We start from the raw sequence: 15,695 nt of genomic DNA, 5'->3' as shown, positions 1-15,695 counted from the left end.
TGGCCTGCGCGGCGTTCGAGCGCCCGGAGCGGTACCGACGGGCGGGTCGGCGGGTCGGCGGTTCGGTCAGGCGGGGGCGGCGGGCGACGGCAGCGGCTTCGCCATGCAGCGGCTCGACTCGTACTCCCGGTAGTAGCCGAACTTCTCCGCGTGCGTGTACCCCGACGACAGGTACAGCTCGATCGCCTCCGGCTGCCGGTCGCCCGTCTCCAGGACCATCCGGCGGCGCCCGGCCGCCGTCGCGTCGGCCTCCAGTTCGGCCAGGATGCGGCGGGCGAGGCCCTTCCCGCGGGCCTCGGGTACGACGTACATGCGCTTGACCTCGGCGTCGCCGTCCGAGTAGCCCTCGTCGTTGTGGTCCTGGGCCCGCCAGGCGCCGCTGGCCACCGGGGTGTCCGAGGCGTCGTACGCCAGGAGGTAGAGCCCGGCCGGCGGGACGAACATCGCCGGGTCGAGGAAGGTGGCGTCGCCCTCGCCGTCGTAGCGCTCCTGGTATTCGAGCTGGACCTGGGCGTCGAGTTTCAGCGCGTCCGGGTGGTCGTACGGTACGGCGCGCAGGTGTATCCCGTGAGACATCAGAACATCGTACGGAAGGCTGCGGTTATGGTGCTGGGATGCTCACCGTGACCTCCGTGAATGTGAATGGGATCCGCGCCGCCGCGAAGAAGGGCTTCGTGGAGTGGCTCGCCGGATCCGATGCCGACGTCGTGTGCCTGCAGGAGGTACGGGCGGAGGAATCGCAGATTCCGGTGGAGGCCCGGGAGCCCGAGGGCTGGCACACCGTGTTCGCGCCGGCCGCCGTGAAGGGCCGGGCCGGCGTCGCCCTGTATACGCGGAACTCACCCGAACGGGTACAGGTGGGCTTCGGCAGTGACGAGTTCGACGCGAGCGGGCGGTACGTCGAGATCGACCTGCCCGGGGTCACCGTGGCGAGCCTGTACCTTCCCTCCGGCGAGGCCGGGACGCAGAAGCAGGAGGAGAAGTACCGCTTCATGGCGGAGTTCCACACCTACCTGCGGGCGCTGAAGGTGCGCGCGGCCGCCGACGGCCGGGAGGTCGTGGTGTGCGGCGACTGGAACATCTGCCACCAGGAGGCCGACCTCAAGAACTGGAAGACCAACCGGAAGAACGCCGGCTTCCTGCCCGAGGAGCGCGAGTGGCTCGGGAAGGTCTACTCGGAGGCCGGTTACGTGGACGTCGTGCGCGTCCTGCACCCCGACACCGAGGGCCCCTACTCCTGGTGGTCCTACCGCGGGCGGGCCTTCGACAACGACGCCGGCTGGCGCATCGACCTCCAGGTCGCGACGCCGGGACTGGCCGCCCGGGCCGTCAAGGCGTTCGTCGAGCGGGCCGAGACGCACCCGGAGCGCTGGTCGGACCACGCGCCGGTGACCGTCGTCTACGAGCGCGGCGTCTGAGGCGGCTGGGACGGCCGGGGCGCCGCAGGGCCGCGCCGCTGGTGCAGGCGGTCCATCGCCATCGTGAGTTCGGCCTCGACCACGCTCTTGGCGAGCGGCCGCAGCCGGGTGACGGCCTCCTCCCCGAGGTGGCCGGAGATCAGCTCGGTGAAGAGCTCCGCCAGTGCGTCCGCGTGGGCGCGGACCCGGCGGCCCGTCTCCAGTACCGCGGCGAGCGGTACGCCCTCGCGGACCAGGGCGGAGGAGACGTCCAGCAGGCGCCGGCTGACGTGCACGATCTCCTCGCCGTCGGTGGCGAGGTAGCCGAGGTCGAGGGCGGCGGCCAGGTTCTCCGGGGTGACCTCGCCCTCGAAGTGGTCGGCCAGCGCCTCCGGCGTGAGCCGTACGGGCGTCTCGTCCGACCAGCCCATGCCGAGCAGCTCGCCGAGCTGGCCGACGTCGCGGCCCTTCTCGAAGGCGGCGGTGAGTTCGGCGATGCCGCCGAGGGTGTGGCCGCGTTCCAGCAGGGCGGCGATGGTGCGCAGGCGGGCCAGGTGCTGGTCGTCGTACCAGGCGATCCGGCCCTCGCGGCGCGGCGGCGGGAGCAGCCTGCGCTCACGGTAGAAGCGCAGGGTGCGCACCGGGATGCCGGCTGCCTCGGCCAGCTCCTGGGTCCGGTACTCGCGCTTCACGGCCGCCTCCGCCTCCCACGTCCCCCGCGTCTCCACATGCGCAGCCTAGGGCGTACCCCGGGTAACTTTCCGGGCGCGACCCCTACCCATGGGTACGGCGCTGCTCTACGCTCCCGATTGTGCCAGTGATTGCTGGCAGTGTTCGGATGAGTGTGACGGCGTGGCTTGACGTGGCTGGGACGGACTGCGGAAGCGGGAGGCGGCGGGCATGAGCGGCATGGACGGGCGCGGACACGGGCGCGAGCACGTACGGGTGGCGGTGATCGGGTCGGGCTTCGGCGGACTCGGCGCGGCCGTCCGGCTGCGGCGCGAGGGCATCACGGACTTCGTCGTCCTGGAACGGGCCGACTCCGTCGGCGGCACCTGGCGCGACAACAGCTATCCCGGGTGCGCCTGCGACGTCCCCTCGCACCTGTACTCCTTCTCCTTCGCGCCCAACCCCGACTGGCCCCGCACCTTCTCCGGGCAGCCGGCCATCCGCGCCTACCTGGAACACGTCGCCGACACGTTCGGGCTGCGGCCGCACATCCGCTTCGGCCACGAGGTCCTGATGATGCGCTGGGACGCCGAGGAACTGCGCTGGGAGATCGACACCTCGGCGGGCGCCTTCACCGCCGACGTCGTGGTGTCGGCGACCGGCCCGCTGTCCGACCCGAAAATGCCGGAGATCCCGGGGCTGGCGGAGTTCCCCGGCAAGGTCTTCCACTCCGCGCGCTGGGACCACGACTACGACCTGCGCGGCAAGCGCGTCGCGATGATCGGCACGGGCGCCTCCGCGATCCAGATCGTCCCCGCCATCGCCCCGAAGACGGCGCGCCTGACCCTCTTCCAGCGCACCCCTCCGTGGGTCATGCCGCGCACCGACCGGGCCATCAGCTCCCTCGAACGCCGCCTGCACCGGCAGCTGCCCTTCACCCAGACCGCCCGGCGCGGGCTGCTGTGGGGGATCCGGGAACTCCAGGTCAGCGCGTTCACCAAGCGGCCGAACCAACTCGGGCTCATCGAAGCCCTGGCCAAGGCGAATATGGCGCGCTCCATCAAGGACCCGGTGCTGCGGGCCAGGCTGACGCCCTCGTACCGGATCGGGTGCAAGCGGATCCTGCTCTCCAGCGAGTACTACCCCGCGCTCGCCCGGCCCGACGTGGACGTGGTCGCCTCCGGGCTGAAGGAGGTGCGGGGCTCGGTCCTCGTCGCCGCCGACGGGACCGAGGCGGAGGTCGACGCGATCATCTTCGGCACCGGGTTCCACGTCACCGACATGCCGATCGCCGACCGGGTGGTCGGCGCGGACGGGCAGACCCTCGCGGACACCTGGAAGGACGGGATGCAGGCGCTGCGCGGGGCGACGGCGGCCGGCTTCCCCAACTGGATGACGATCATCGGCCCGAACACCGGACTCGGCAACAGCTCGATGATCCTGATGATCGAGTCCCAGCTGAACTACATGGCCGACTACCTGCACCAGCTGTCACTGCTCGGCGACGGCCCGCGCGGCGGCCGCACCGCGCTCGCCGCCCGCCCCTCCGCCGTCAACCGGTGGAACCGGCGCGTGCAGGCGCGGATGGAGCGGACGGTGTGGAACACCGGCGGCTGCACCAGCTGGTACCTGGACGCACAGGGCCGCAACACCACGGTCTGGCCGGGCACGACGGGTGAGTTCCGGCGCGAGACGTTGACGGTCGACCTGGCCGAGTACGAGGTCGTACGGGTCCGGGGGCGCGAGGATTCCGCCCAGCGCCCGGCGGCCGCCGCGCCGGCGGCCGCCACCGCCGCTGCCGCCACCGCCGCCGAGTCGGCCACCGCCGGCGAGGGCGCGGCATGAGCCGGCCGCCGCACGTCACCGCCGGGCGGTACGCGCCCCCCGCGGCCGGCCGCGAACTGGTCGCCGTCTCCGCCGACGGGGCCCGCCTCCACGTCGAGGTCCACGGCCCCGAGGGCGCCCCGGCCGTCGTCCTCTCCCACGGCTGGACCTGCTCCACCGCCTTCTGGGCCGCCCAGATCCGGGAACTGGCCCGCGACCATCGCGTCATCGCCTACGACCAGCGCGGCCACGGCCGCAGCCCGGCCGCCGCCGCGTACAGCACCGCCGCCCTCGCCGACGACCTGGTCGCCGTGCTGGAGGCCACCCTCGCCCCCGGCGAGCGGGCCGTCGTCGCCGGGCACTCCATGGGCGGCATGACCGTCATGGCCGCCGTCGGCCGCCCCCGGTTCGCCGAGCACGCCGCGGCCGCCCTGCTGTGCAGCACCGGCAGCTCGCGGCTGGTCGCGGAGGCGACCGTGCTGCCGCTGCGCCCCGGGCGCGCGCGGACCCGTATGACCCGGGGACTGCTGGGGTCGCCCGCCCCGCTCGGGCCCGTCACCCCCGCCACCCGGGCGGTCCTCAAGTACGCGACCATGGGCCCGGGCTCCGCGCCCGAACGGGTGGAAGCCTGCGCACGGATCGTGCACGCCTGCCCCGCCGGGGTGCGCCGCGCGTGGTCGCACGTGCTGGCCGGCCTCGACCTGGACGAGGGGGTGGCCCGGCTGACGGTGCCCACCGCCGTCATCGTGGGCCGCGACGACCGGCTGACCCCCGTCGTGCTCGCCCGCGGGCTCGCGGCCGCGCTGCCGCACTGCGTCGGGCTCACCGAACTCACCGGAATGGGGCACATGACCCCTGTCGAGGCACCCGAAGCGGTGAGTTCCGCCCTGCGCGAGTTGACGTCCCGGTACCTCGCCGCGCCCGCGACGAGCGCCCCGCACGCCGCCCCGAGCGCGACGGACACCACGGACACGGACACGACCACGGACCCGACCATGACCACGACCGCCATCGCGACCGAGAAGGAGAAGACGCCGTGAGTGCTCGCAGCAGTCTGGAAGGCCAGGTCGCCGTCGTCACCGGCGCCGCCCGCGGGGTCGGCGAGCTGCTCGCCCGCAAACTGTCCGCCCGCGGCGCGAAGATCGCGCTCGTCGGCCTGGAGCCGGAGGCGCTCAAGGAGGTCTCCGAGCGGCTGCACACCGACAGCGACCACTGGTACGCCGACGTCACCGACCACGAGGCGATGGCCCGGGTCGCGCAGGAGGTCAAGCAGCGCTTCGGCAAGGTGGACATCGTCGTCGCCAACGCGGGCGTCGCCTCCGGCGGCCCCTTCGTGGACTCCGACCCCGAGGCCTGGCGGCGGGTGATCGAGGTCAACCTGATCGGCGGGGCGGTGACCGCCCGCGCCTTCCTGCCCGTCCTCATGGAGAGCCGCGGCTACTTCCTCCAGATCGCCTCGCTCGCCGCGATCACCCCCGCGCCGATGATGTCGGCGTACTGCGCCTCCAAGTCCGGCGTCGAGGCCTTCGCGCACTGCCTGCGCGCCGAAGTCGGCTACAAGGGCGTCAAGGTCGGCGTCGGCTACCTCTCCTGGACCGACACCGACATGGTCCGCGGCGCCGACCAGCACGACGTGATGCGCGAACTGCGCGGCCGGCTGCCCTGGCCGGCGAACCGGACCTACCCGCTCGGCCCGGCCGTCGACCGGATCGTCGCCGGCATCGAGCGGCGCTCGGCGCACGTGTACGCGCAGTGGTGGCTGCGGGGCACGCAGGCCGTACGCGGCTACCTGCCGGCGGTCATCGCGGCGGGCGGGCGGCGCGAGATGAAGCGGTTCGAACCCCGGCTGGCCGGAGTGCCCAAGGGGCTGGTGGGCGCCGGCGGAGCCGCCGACGAGCAGGAGCGCACCCGTAGCCTCTGATCAAAAGGGAAGCCGCAGGCGCGGCAGCCGGTCGACGGCGTCCGTGACGAGCTCGACGACAGCCGGTCCTGACACCGGCCGCACACGCAGGCGAGGGGCGCGACCCGTACGTCTCACGGGTCGCGCCCCTCGTGCCGTGCGCCACGGGTACCGCGCGCCGCGTCGTGCCGCGCGCTACGGCCGCGGCGGCAGCTTCGGGCGGCGGCCGTCCGGGACGTCCGTGTAGCCGGGCGGGATCGCGGCCGGGTCCTGCTCCAGCAGTTCCAGCGCCAGGTACACGGCGTCGTCGAGCTGCGCGTGCCGTCCCTCGGCCCAGTCGAGCGGGGTGCGCATGATCTCCAGGTCCGGCTCCACCCCGTGGTTCTCCACCGACCACCCGTACTCCGGGAACCAGGCGGCGTTCATCGGCACGGTGATGACCGTGCCGTCGCCGAGGGTGTGCCGGCCCGTCATGCCGACGACCCCGCCCCAGGTGCGCTGGCCGACCACCGGGCCCAGGCCGAGCAGTTTGAACGCGGCGGTGATCATGTCGCCGTCGGAGGAGGTCGCCTCGTCGGCCAGGGCCACGATCGGCCCGCGCGGCGCGTTGGAGGCGTAGCTGACCGGCTGGGCGTCGCGGGTGAGGTCCCAGCCGAGAATCGATCGGGTGAGTTTTTCGACGACGAGTTCACTGATGTGCCCGCCGGCGTTGCCGCGCACGTCGACGATCAGGGCGGGCCGGGACATCTCCATGCGCAGGTCGCGGTTGAACTGGGCCCAGCCCGAGCCGCCCATGTCGGGGATGTGCAGGTAGCCGCAGCGGCCGCCGCTGACCTCGCGGACCACGGCGCGGCGCTTGGACACCCAGTCCTGGTAGCGCAGCGGCCGTTCGTCGACGAGCGGGACGACCGCGACGCGCCGGGAGCGGCCCTCGCCCTCGGCCGGGGTGAACGTCAGCTCCACGGTGGTGCCCCCGGCCGCCGCGAGCAGCGGGTAGGGGCCGGCGACCGGATCCACGGGCCGGCCGTCGACGTGGGTGAGCACCGCGCCGTCGCGGATGCCGGTGCCGGCGAGCGGGGAGCGGGCCTTGGAGTCGGAGGACTCGCCGGGCAGGATCCGTGCGACCACCCATCCTTCGTCCCGGCGCACCAGGTTGGCGCCGAGCAGGCCGATCGCCCGCTGGTAGTGGGGCGGGCCCTCGTTGCGGCGGGCGGGGGAGACGTAGGCGTGCGAGGTGCCGAGTTCGCCGAGGACCTCGCGCAGCAGGTCGGCGAACTCGTCGGGGGAGGCGACCCGTTCGACCAGGGGCCGGTACTGGCCGAGCACCGCGTTCCAGTCGATGCCGCACATGTTCGGTTCCCAGAAGTACGCGCGGATGAGCCGGCCGGCCTCCTCGTACGCCTGCCGCCACTCGGCCGCGGGGTCCACCTCGTGCAGGATGCGGCGCAGGTCGAGGTAGACGGTGGAGTCGCCGTCACCCGATTCGGTGGCCGGCACGGCGCGAAGGTCACCGTCGTCGTTGACGACGAGACGGGTGCCGTCGCCGCTGACCGCGAACCAGTCCAGCCCGGAGGCCAGTTCGCTCTTGCGGGCCTTGGTCATGTCGAAGTGCTCCAGCGTCGGCTTGCCGCTGGTGTCGGCCGGGTTGGCGAAGGTCTCGCCGAGCGCGCCGGAGATGGGCCAGCGCAGCCACACCAGTCCGCCGCCGCTCACGGGGTGCAGGGCCGAGTACTTCGACGCGGTCACGGGGAAGGGGGTGACCCGGCTCTCCAGGCCCTCCACCTCCACCGTCACCGTGCCGTCGCCCTCCCCGGGTTCCCCCTCGACGGGGTCGAGCCCGCCCGCCGCCGGGCGGCCGTCGGGGGAGAAGGCGAAGGGGGAGGGGGTGGCGGAGGACAGCGGCACCAGGTACGGCCGGCAGCCCAGCGGGAAGGACAGGTCGCCGGTGTGGACGTCGTACACCGGGTCGAACCCGCGCCACGACAGAAAGGCGAGATAGCGGCCGTCCCGTGTGAAAACCGGGTTTTCATCGGCGAAGCGGCCGTTGGTGACGTCGACGACGACGCGCGCGCCCGGACCGGAGATCTTCGCCATCTTGATCTGCCGCAGGGAGTGGCCGATGCCGGGGTGCGACCAGGTCAGCCAGCAGCCGTCGGGGGAGAAGGCGAGGTCGGTGACGGGTCCGTTGATGGACCGGATCAGCTCGGTGACCTCCCCGTTGGACTCCTCCGTCGCGTCGATCAGCAGCAGCCGTCCGTCGTTGGAGGCGACGGCGAGGCGCTCGCCTGCCGGATCGGACAGCAGCTCGGTGACGCGGCCCAGCTCGCCCGAGGCCAGCCGGCGCGGCTCGCGCTCGCCGGAGGCGCGGGGGAGGTAGGCGATCTCGATGGCGTCCTCGCCCTCGGCGTCGGTCACGTAGGCGACCTGCCCGCCGCTGCCGAGCATCTCCGGGAGGCGCACCCGTACGCCCGGGGTGTCGGCGATGGTGCGGGCCGGGCCGTCGCGGTGGGTGAGCCAGTACAGGCTGCCGCGGACGACGACGGCGCTGGCCCGGCCGGTGGTGTCCACCGACAGCGAGTCGACGTTGCTGGCGGCGGGCACCTGGTACGTACGCCGTCCCGCGCGCGGGCCGCCGAGGCGGACGTCGAGCCTGCGCGGGGAGGCGTCCTCGGCGAGGGAGTCCACCAGCCAGAGGTCGCCGGCGCACTGGTAGACGACGCGGGAGCCGTCGCTGGAGGCGTGGCGGGCGTAGAACTCCTCGTGGTCGGTGTGGCGGCGCAGGCCGGTGCCGTCGGGCAGGCAGGAGTAGAGGTTGCCGACGCCCTCGTGGTCGGAGAGGAAGGCGATGCGGCCGCCGACGAACATTGGTGCTTCGAGGTGGCCCTCGATGTCCTCCAGCAGGCGTTTGCCGTGCAGCCAGAGCCGGCCGGTGGCGCCGCCCCGGTACCGCTTCCAGGCGGCGGGCTCGTGCGGGGGCTTGCCGGTCAGCAGCAGGCTGCGGTGCTCGCCGTCGGCGTCGGCGACCTGGATGTCGGATACGGGGCCCCAGGGCAGGCGGCCGCCGGGGCTGCCGTCGGTGGGCAGCTTGTAGGCCCAGGAGTAGTACGAGAACGGCTGCCCGTGCGAGGAGACGGCCAGGATGTTGCCGTCGGGGTCCCAGCCGCAGACGCGGGTGTCGGTGGAGCCCCAGTAGCTGAGCCGGCGGGCCGGCCCGCCGTCGACGGGGGCGAGGTGGATCTCGGGGTCGAGGCTGCGCCAGGTGGTGAACGCGATGTGCCGGCCGTCGGGCGAGAAGCGGGGGTGGCCGACCCGGGTGCGGTCGACGCTGAGGCGCCAGGCCCGGCCCGGGGTGTGGCCCTCGGGGACCAGGGGGGCGACCCACAGGTCGTCCTCGGTGGCGAAACACAGCAGGTCGTCGTGCAGGTGCGGGAAGCGGAGGTACGCGACGTCGTGACTCACCCCACAATGCTTTCCGCGCCAGGGGGGCCCGGCAACTCGTACAGGTGCTCCATGGGGTGCCGCCCGTGTGACCGACGCCACCGCCGTAGCGAAACGGAACGGTTTCGTTTCGTTAAGGGCGGAGGTAGGCTATCCGGTGTACGAAACCGTTTCGTTCGGATGGGTGGTCGTGATGAAGGGAAGCTGCCGGGTCACCGACGCGATGTCGGCACGGCGCAGCCGGATCACCCCCGAGCGGGAGGCCGAGCTCCACGAGGCGGTCCTCGACCTCCTGCGCGAGGTCGGCTACGAGGCGCTGACCATGGACGCGGTCGCCGCCCGTACGAAATCCAGCAAGGCCACCCTCTACCGCCAGTGGGGGAGCAAGCCGGAGCTGGTCGCGAAGGCCCTTCGATGTACCCAGCCGGTCTCCCTGCGGGAGATCGACACGGGCACCCTGCGCGGTGACTTCGCCCGCATGGTCGAGCACTCCGACGACGCGCAGATGGCCAAGGACACCGCTCTCATGCGGGGTCTGGCCCATGCCGTCCACGAGAGCCCGGAGCTGCACCGGGCGCTGCGCGACCTGCTGGTCGACCCGGAGATCAACGGCCTCCAGGCCATGCTCCGGCGCGCGGTGGAACGGGGCGAGGTCCGCCCGGACTGTCCGGCGCTGGACTTCGTGCCGCACATGCTCATCGGGGCGTTCATCGCCCTGCCGCTGATCGAGGACCGGTCCGTCGACCGGGCGTTCCTCACCCAGTTCATCGACGCCGTGGTCTTCCCCGCCCTCGGCGTCTGATTCCCGCAAGAAGCACAAGAACCGCCTGCTGCTCCTGACACGCCGCTCTCGTCGTCGGGCCGGCTTTCCACGCCCTGATCCGCCCATGGCCCATGGCCGTATGGGCGCAGGATCCATCCCACGACCTGAAACGGGAGAACCACGACGTGGCCACCTTCCTCTACCGGCTCGGGCGCGGCGCCTTCAGGCGCCGCGGCCTCGTCGCCCTCATATGGGTGGCGCTGCTGTTCGCCGCGGGCTTCGGCGCCGCGACGGCCGCCGCGCCGACCTCCGGTTCGTTCTCCATCCCCGGCACCGAGGCCCAGAAGGCCTTCGACCTGCTGGACAAGAAGTTCCCGGGCATGTCCGCCGACGGCGCGACCGCCCGGATCGTCGTCAAGGCCCCGGCCGGCGCGAAGGTCACCGACCAGGGGCCCAAGGCCGAGGTCGAGAAGCTGATCTCGGGCCTGAAGCAGGGCGAGGGCGCCGCACAGGTCGCCACCGTCGACGACCCGTACCGGATGCAGGCCGTGAGCCAGGACGGCTCCACCACCTACATCACGGTGAAGTACAAGGTCAGCGGCATGGAGCTGAAGGACGTCACGCGTGACGCCCTGAAGGACTCCGGGCACGACGCGCAGAAGGCCGGCCTCCAGGTGGAGATCGGCGGCGACGCGCTGATGGAGGCCCCCGAGACGGGCTCCGGCGAGGCCATCGGCATCCTCATCGCCGGCATCGTCCTGGTCATCACCTTCGGCTCGCTGATCGCGGCCGGGCTGCCGCTGCTGACCGCGCTGATCGGCGTCGGCATCGGCGTCTCCTCGATCACCGCGCTCGCCAACGTGCTGGACCTCGGCTCCACCACCTCCACCCTCGCGATGATGATCGGCCTCGCGGTCGGCATCGACTACGCGCTGTTCATCGTCTCCCGTTACCGCGTGGAGCTCGCCGAGGGCCGCGAGCGTGACGAGGCCGCGGGCCGCGCCGCCGGAACCGCGGGCTCCGCGGTGGTGTTCGCCGGTCTGACCGTGGTCATCGCCCTGGTGGGCCTGGCCGTCGTCAACATCCCGATGCTGACCAAGATGGGTGTCGCGGCCGCCGGAACGGTGGTCATCGCGGTGCTCGTGGCCCTGACGCTGGTCCCGGCGATCCTCGGCTTCGCGGGCAAGAAGGTGCTGCCCGCCGGCAAGAAGAGCAAGATCTTCGGCAAGGGCCGCCCGGCCGGCGCCGAGGAGAAGCCCAACGGCGGCACCCGCTGGGCCCGCTTCGTGCTGCGCCGCCCGATCATGGTGCTGCTGGTCGGTGTGATCGGTCTCGGCGCCGTCGCGGTGCCGGCGAGCAAGCTGGAGATGGGCCTGCCGGACGACGGTTCCAAGCCGGTCTCCACCAGCCAGCGCAAGGCGTACGACATGCTGTCCGAGGGCTTCGGCCCGGGCTTCAACGGTCCGCTGATGGTGGTCGTGGACGGCGACAAGGCGCTCGCCGACAAGACCGTCGACCGGATCAAGGGGCTGGAGGGCGTGGTCGCGGTGACCCCGCCGCACCAGAACGAGGCCAAGGACGCCGCCGTCATCAGCGTGATCCCGAAGGAGCGCCCGTCCTCGACGCAGACCGAGGACCTGGTCCACAAGATCCGCGAGGGCAACGGGAACGACGTGTTCGTCACCGGTGCGACCGCGATGAACATCGACTTCTCGCAGAAGATGAACGACGCGCTGCTGCCCTATCTGGCGCTCGTGGTCGGCCTGGCGTTCCTGCTGCTGATGCTGGTGTTCCGCTCGATCCTGGTTCCGCTCAAGGCGGCCCTCGGCTTCCTGCTGTCGGTCGTCGCCGCCCTCGGCGCGGTCGTCGCGGTGTTCCAGTGGGGCTGGCTCGGGTCCGTCTTCGGGGTGGAGCAGACCGGTCCGATCATGTCGATGATGCCGATCTTCATGGTGGGCGTCGTGTTCGGCCTGGCGATGGACTACGAGGTCTTCCTCGTCACCCGGATGAGGGAGGCGTACGTCCACGGCGAGCGCCCGGGCCAGGCCGTGGTGACCGGTTTCCGGTTCAGTGCCCGTGTGGTCGTGGCGGCCGCGGTCATCATGATCGCCGTCTTCTCCGGCTTCCTGGGCGCCAGCGACGCGATGGTGAAGATGATCGGCTTCGGTCTGGCCGTCGCCGTCCTGTTCGACGCCTTCGTGGTGCGCATGGCGATCGTGCCGGCGGTGCTGGCGCTGCTCGGCCACAAGGCCTGGTGGCTGCCCGCGTGGCTGGACCGGATCCTGCCCAACGTGGACGTGGAGGGCGAGAGCCTGCGCAAGCACCTCGGGGAGTCCGCGCCGGAGGCCGGGTCCCCGGAGGACCCCGACAAGGAGCGCCAGCTCGTCAACGCCTGACCCGTCGGGCGGCTAATGCTTCGCCGACGTTCTGAAGCATGTGAGTCCCGGCCCCGCATCTGGAACCCCAGGTGCGGGGCCGGCCGCGTTCCCGCTAGGCCGTACGGGTGGCCGCGGGGCGCGCGGCCGCGCCGGGGGTGGCGTACGTGCGGCGCAGGAAGCGGCGCAGGACGGCACTGTCGAACTGGATGACGGCGACACCCTCAGGGGAGTGGAACTCGACCACCGCCTGGACCCGGCCGCAGGGCCAGACCCGTACGTCCCCGGTCCCGGTCGGTGCGAGCAGGCCGGCCTCCAGCAGCGCGCGGGGGAGGACCCACTCGTTGTCGGTGCCCTCGGGGGAGAGCTCGGCGGGGAAGACGATGCGTACGGCCAGGGGCTCGGCGGGGGCGAACCGCAGGGCGACCGGGATCGCGCGGTAGAGGGGGTCGTCGCTGATCACGCGGGCGCTGACCCGCTCCTCGACGGCCGCGGCGGTGGCTGGCGGATTCTCGGCGGTGGCTGACATCGACCGGACTCCTTGAATCGGAACTTTTACGTCCGTTTGCCCGTCCAGCCTCGCACATTCCCACGAAACCGCACGTATGTATTTGTGCGGCGGCAGCTCTTGCCAATCGTTTGCAAGTGGGCACTACTCTTGAACGGTTAAACACCCATGTGAGGAAGAGGAAGCGGAGCCGCTCCATGCACGTGCCCGACGGATTCATCGACGCACCCGTCTCGGTGGCCGCAGGAGTGGCGGCCACCACCGCTGTCGCGGTCAGCCTGCGCGGCGCCCGCCGCGAGCTCGACGAACGCACCGCCCCGCTGGCCGGCCTCGTCGCCGCCTTCATCTTCGCCGTGCAGATGCTGAACTTCCCCGTCGCCGCCGGCACCAGCGGCCACCTCCTCGGCGGCGCGCTCGCCGCGATACTCGTCGGCCCCTACACCGGCGTGCTCTGCGTCTCCGTCGTCCTGCTGATGCAGGGCATCCTCTTCGCCGACGGCGGCCTGACCGCGCTCGGCGTCAACATCCTGAACATGGCCGTGGTGACCGTCCTCGTCTCCTACGCCGTCTTCCGCGTCCTGCTGCGGCTCCTGCCCTCCGGCCGGCGCTCGGTCACCGTCGCCGCCTTCGCCGGAGCCCTGCTCTCGGTGCCCGGCGCGGCCGTCATGTTCACCCTCCTCTACGCCCTCGGCGGCACCACCGACGTCCCGCTCGGCAAGGTCTTCACCGCGATGGTCGGCGTCCACGTGCTCATCGGCATCGGAGAGGCGCTGATCACCGCCGCGACCGTCGGCGCCGTGATCGCCGTACGCCCCGACCTGGTGCACGGCGCCCGCGGCCTGGCCGCCCCGCTGAAGCTGCGCGTCGGCGGCGAACTCGTCGACGCGCCCGCCGCGGCCCCCGTCCCGGTCGCCGCCCGCTCCACCCGCAAGCTCTGGCTGACCGGCCTGGTCACCGCCCTCGTCCTCGCCGGGTTCGTCTCCTTCTACGCCTCCAGCAGCCCGGACGGCCTGGAGAAGGTCGCCGCCGACAAGGGCATCGACGCCAAGACGCGGGCGCACGCCAGCGCCGACTCGCCGCTCGCCGACTACAGCGTCAAGGACGTCGACGACGCCCGCCTGTCCGGCGGCCTCGCCGGAGTCATCGGCGTCGGCGCGACCGTAGCCGTCGGCAGCGGCGTCTTCTGGGTCGCGCGCCGCCGCCGCGCCCAGGACCTGACCGCGTCCTCCACCGCCGCCCCCTCGGCGGGCTGACATGGGGGCGGGCCACGCGCACAAGCTCTACCGGCACGGGCACTCGCCCGTGCACGAGCTGCCGCCGCACTGCAAGATCGCCGCCACCGCCGCCTTCGTGATCGTCGTGGTGTCGACACCGCGCGAGGCGATGTGGGCCTTCGGCCTGTACGCCGTCCTCGTGGCCGCCGTCGCCGCGGCGGCCCGGATCCCCGCGGGGTTCCTGCTGCGACGGCTGCTGATCGAGGTGCCGTTCGTGCTGTTCGCCGTGCTCATGCCCTTCGTGTCGCAGGGCGAACGGGTCGACGTCCTCGGCATGTCGCTGAGCGTCTCCGGGCTGTGGGGCGCCTGGAACGTCCTCGCCAAGGGCACCCTCGGCGTGGCCGCCTCCGTGCTCCTCGCCTCCACGACCGAACTGCGGGCCCTGCTGCTGGGCCTCCAGCGGCTGAAGCTGCCGCCGCTGCTCGTGCAGATCGCCTCGTTCATGATCCGGTACGGGGACGTCATCACCGACGAGCTGCGCCGGATGTCCATCGCCCGGCGCTCGCGCGGCTTCGAGGCGCGCGGGATCCAGCACTGGGGGGTGCTCGCCAAGACCGCCGGCGCCCTCTTCATCCGCTCCTACGAGCGCGGCGAGCGGGTGTACCTCGCGATGGTCAGCCGCGGCTACGCCGGTTCCATGCCGGTGATCGACGACGTGACGGCCACCCGCGCCCAGTGGGCGTACTCGGCCGTGCTCCCGGTGACGGCGCTCGCCGTCTGTCTGATGGGTTGGACGCTGTGACCGCTCCCTCCGCCTCTAAGGCTTCTGAGGCCTCCACTGGCGTTAGCCGTCCCGTGCCTTCGCTGGAGGTGTCCGGGGTCGCCTACGCCTACCCCGACGGGCACCAGGCCCTCTTCGGTGTCGACCTCACCGTCGGCCGCGGCGAGCGCGTCGCCCTGCTCGGGCCCAACGGAGCCGGGAAGACCACCCTCGTCCTGCACCTCAACGGCATCCTGGGCGGCGGCGTCGGCTCCGTCACCGTGGCCGGGCTGCCCGTGGAGAAGCGCAACCTCGCCGAGATCCGGCGCCGCGTCGGGATCGTCTTCCAGGACCCCGACGACCAGCTGTTCATGCCGACCGTCCGCGAGGACGTCGCCTTCGGCCCGGCCGCCGCCGGCCTGCGCGGCGCCGAGCTGGAGACGCGGGTCCGCGAGGCCCTCGAACAGGTCGGCATGGCCGCCTTCGCCGACCGCCCCCCGCACCACCTGTCCTTCGGCCAGCGGCGCCGGGTGGCGGTGGCGACCGTCCTCGCGATGCGGCCGGAGATCCTCGTCCTGGACGAACCCTCCTCCAATCTCGACCCCGCCTCGCGGCGCGAGCTGGCCGACATCCTGCGCGCCCTGGACGTCACCGTCCTGATGGTGACGCACGACCTGCCCTACGCCCTGGAGCTCTGCCCGCGCTCGGTGATCCTCAGCGAAGGCGTCATCGCCGCCGACGGGCGCACCCGCGACCTGCTGTGCGACGAGGAGCTGATGGGCGCGCACCGGCTGGAGCTGCCGTTCGGGTTCGACCCGCGTTCGGTGGCCGCGGCATAAGCGCAGGT

General features: G+C 72.4%; 13 protein-coding genes. 9 read left to right on the top strand and 4 right to left on the bottom strand.

Annotated features, from left to right (window positions below; genetic code table 11):
- Positions 1 to 66: 66 nt before the first annotated feature.
- Positions 67 to 576 carry a GNAT family N-acetyltransferase gene (locus ACZ5NJ_RS22480; protein ID WP_468766880.1) on the bottom strand — a complete coding sequence of 170 codons (510 nt, stop codon included), beginning with the start codon at positions 574 to 576 and terminating at the stop codon, positions 67 to 69.
- Between the two features lie 38 nt (positions 577 to 614).
- On the opposite strand from ACZ5NJ_RS22480, the gene ACZ5NJ_RS22475 reads away from it, so the two are divergent.
- Complete coding sequence (locus ACZ5NJ_RS22475) at positions 615 to 1,418, top strand: exodeoxyribonuclease III (RefSeq protein WP_468766879.1); 804 nt, start codon at positions 615 to 617, stop codon at positions 1,416 to 1,418.
- Here the strand turns inward: ACZ5NJ_RS22475 and ACZ5NJ_RS22470 are convergent.
- Positions 1,400 to 2,125: a MerR family transcriptional regulator gene (locus ACZ5NJ_RS22470; RefSeq protein WP_468766878.1), complete on the bottom strand. Its 726-nt coding sequence runs from the start codon at positions 2,123 to 2,125 to the stop codon at positions 1,400 to 1,402. The two genes, ACZ5NJ_RS22475 and ACZ5NJ_RS22470, sit on opposite strands and share 19 nt — an antisense overlap.
- A 181-nt stretch (positions 2,126 to 2,306) precedes the next feature.
- Here ACZ5NJ_RS22470 and ACZ5NJ_RS22465 point away from each other — a divergent pair, with 181 nt between their 5' ends.
- The 3 genes from ACZ5NJ_RS22465 to ACZ5NJ_RS22455 are packed head-to-tail and all read left to right on the top strand — an operon-like array spanning position 2,307 to position 5,811.
- The gene (locus ACZ5NJ_RS22465; protein ID WP_468767067.1) at positions 2,307 to 3,911 is read left to right on the top strand and encodes a flavin-containing monooxygenase; all 1,605 of its coding nucleotides are present in this window, start codon (positions 2,307 to 2,309) and stop codon (positions 3,909 to 3,911) included.
- Positions 3,908 to 4,930 (top strand): alpha/beta fold hydrolase, encoded by a 1,023-nt coding sequence (locus ACZ5NJ_RS22460; RefSeq protein ID WP_468766877.1) that lies wholly within the window; start codon positions 3,908 to 3,910, stop codon positions 4,928 to 4,930. Before ACZ5NJ_RS22465 ends, ACZ5NJ_RS22460 begins: the two co-directional genes overlap by 4 nt.
- On the top strand, positions 4,927 to 5,811 hold the full coding sequence (locus ACZ5NJ_RS22455; RefSeq protein WP_468766876.1) for an SDR family oxidoreductase: 885 nt from the start codon (positions 4,927 to 4,929) through the stop codon (positions 5,809 to 5,811). The genes ACZ5NJ_RS22460 and ACZ5NJ_RS22455 overlap by 4 nt, the downstream gene beginning before the upstream one ends.
- A 174-nt stretch (positions 5,812 to 5,985) precedes the next feature.
- Here the strand turns inward: ACZ5NJ_RS22455 and ACZ5NJ_RS22450 are convergent, their stop codons facing one another.
- Positions 5,986 to 9,249 (bottom strand): S41 family peptidase, encoded by a 3,264-nt coding sequence (locus tag ACZ5NJ_RS22450; RefSeq protein WP_468766875.1) that lies wholly within the window; start codon positions 9,247 to 9,249, stop codon positions 5,986 to 5,988.
- A 202-nt stretch (positions 9,250 to 9,451) separates the two neighbouring features.
- On the opposite strand from ACZ5NJ_RS22450, the gene ACZ5NJ_RS22445 reads away from it, so the two are divergent.
- A complete protein-coding gene (locus ACZ5NJ_RS22445) occupies positions 9,452 to 10,030 on the top strand; it encodes a TetR/AcrR family transcriptional regulator (protein ID WP_468767066.1) in 579 nt (192 codons plus the stop codon).
- 146 nt (positions 10,031 to 10,176) lie between these two features.
- Positions 10,177 to 12,387 (top strand): MMPL family transporter, encoded by a 2,211-nt coding sequence (locus ACZ5NJ_RS22440; RefSeq protein WP_468766874.1) that lies wholly within the window; start codon positions 10,177 to 10,179, stop codon positions 12,385 to 12,387.
- Positions 12,388 to 12,481: 94 nt separating this feature from the next.
- Here the strand turns inward: ACZ5NJ_RS22440 and ACZ5NJ_RS22435 are convergent, their stop codons facing one another.
- Positions 12,482 to 12,895, bottom strand: a complete 414-nt coding sequence (locus ACZ5NJ_RS22435) for an SsgA family sporulation/cell division regulator (RefSeq protein WP_468766873.1) — start codon at positions 12,893 to 12,895, stop codon at positions 12,482 to 12,484.
- 176 nt (positions 12,896 to 13,071) lie between these two features.
- On the opposite strand from ACZ5NJ_RS22435, the gene ACZ5NJ_RS22430 reads away from it, so the two are divergent.
- From ACZ5NJ_RS22430 to ACZ5NJ_RS22420, 3 genes are read left to right on the top strand one after another with little or no spacing between them, the layout of a single operon-like run.
- Positions 13,072 to 14,127 carry an energy-coupling factor ABC transporter permease gene (locus ACZ5NJ_RS22430; RefSeq protein ID WP_468766872.1) on the top strand — a complete coding sequence of 352 codons (1,056 nt, stop codon included), beginning with the start codon at positions 13,072 to 13,074 and terminating at the stop codon, positions 14,125 to 14,127.
- A 1-nt stretch (position 14,128) separates the two neighbouring features.
- Positions 14,129 to 14,890: a cobalt ECF transporter T component CbiQ gene (cbiQ, locus tag ACZ5NJ_RS22425; protein WP_468766871.1), complete on the top strand. Its 762-nt coding sequence runs from the start codon at positions 14,129 to 14,131 to the stop codon at positions 14,888 to 14,890.
- On the top strand, positions 14,887 to 15,687 hold the full coding sequence (locus ACZ5NJ_RS22420; protein ID WP_468766870.1) for an energy-coupling factor ABC transporter ATP-binding protein: 801 nt from the start codon (positions 14,887 to 14,889) through the stop codon (positions 15,685 to 15,687). The genes cbiQ and ACZ5NJ_RS22420 overlap by 4 nt, the downstream gene beginning before the upstream one ends.
- Positions 15,688 to 15,695: the final 8 nt, after the last annotated feature.

This window comes from Streptomyces sp. NPDC032091, from assembly GCF_055580265.1.
This window is presented reverse-complemented; position numbering and strand designations above follow the sequence as displayed.

What these genes read in the sequence shown, in the direction of transcription:
- ACZ5NJ_RS22480 (WP_468766880.1), bottom strand. Translation starts at nt 576, where the DNA reads ATGTCTCACGGGATACACCTGCGCGCCGTACCGTACGACCACCCGGAC.
- ACZ5NJ_RS22475 (WP_468766879.1), top strand. Translation starts at nt 615, where the DNA reads ATGCTCACCGTGACCTCCGTGAATGTGAATGGGATCCGCGCCGCCGCG.
- ACZ5NJ_RS22465 (WP_468767067.1), top strand. Translation starts at nt 2,307, where the DNA reads ATGGACGGGCGCGGACACGGGCGCGAGCACGTACGGGTGGCGGTGATC.
- ACZ5NJ_RS22460 (WP_468766877.1), top strand. Translation starts at nt 3,908, where the DNA reads ATGAGCCGGCCGCCGCACGTCACCGCCGGGCGGTACGCGCCCCCCGCG.
- ACZ5NJ_RS22445 (WP_468767066.1), top strand. Translation starts at nt 9,452, where the DNA reads ATGTCGGCACGGCGCAGCCGGATCACCCCCGAGCGGGAGGCCGAGCTC.
- ACZ5NJ_RS22435 (WP_468766873.1), bottom strand. Translation starts at nt 12,895, where the DNA reads ATGTCAGCCACCGCCGAGAATCCGCCAGCCACCGCCGCGGCCGTCGAG.
- ACZ5NJ_RS22430 (WP_468766872.1), top strand. Translation starts at nt 13,072, where the DNA reads ATGCACGTGCCCGACGGATTCATCGACGCACCCGTCTCGGTGGCCGCA.
- cbiQ (WP_468766871.1), top strand. Translation starts at nt 14,129, where the DNA reads ATGGGGGCGGGCCACGCGCACAAGCTCTACCGGCACGGGCACTCGCCC.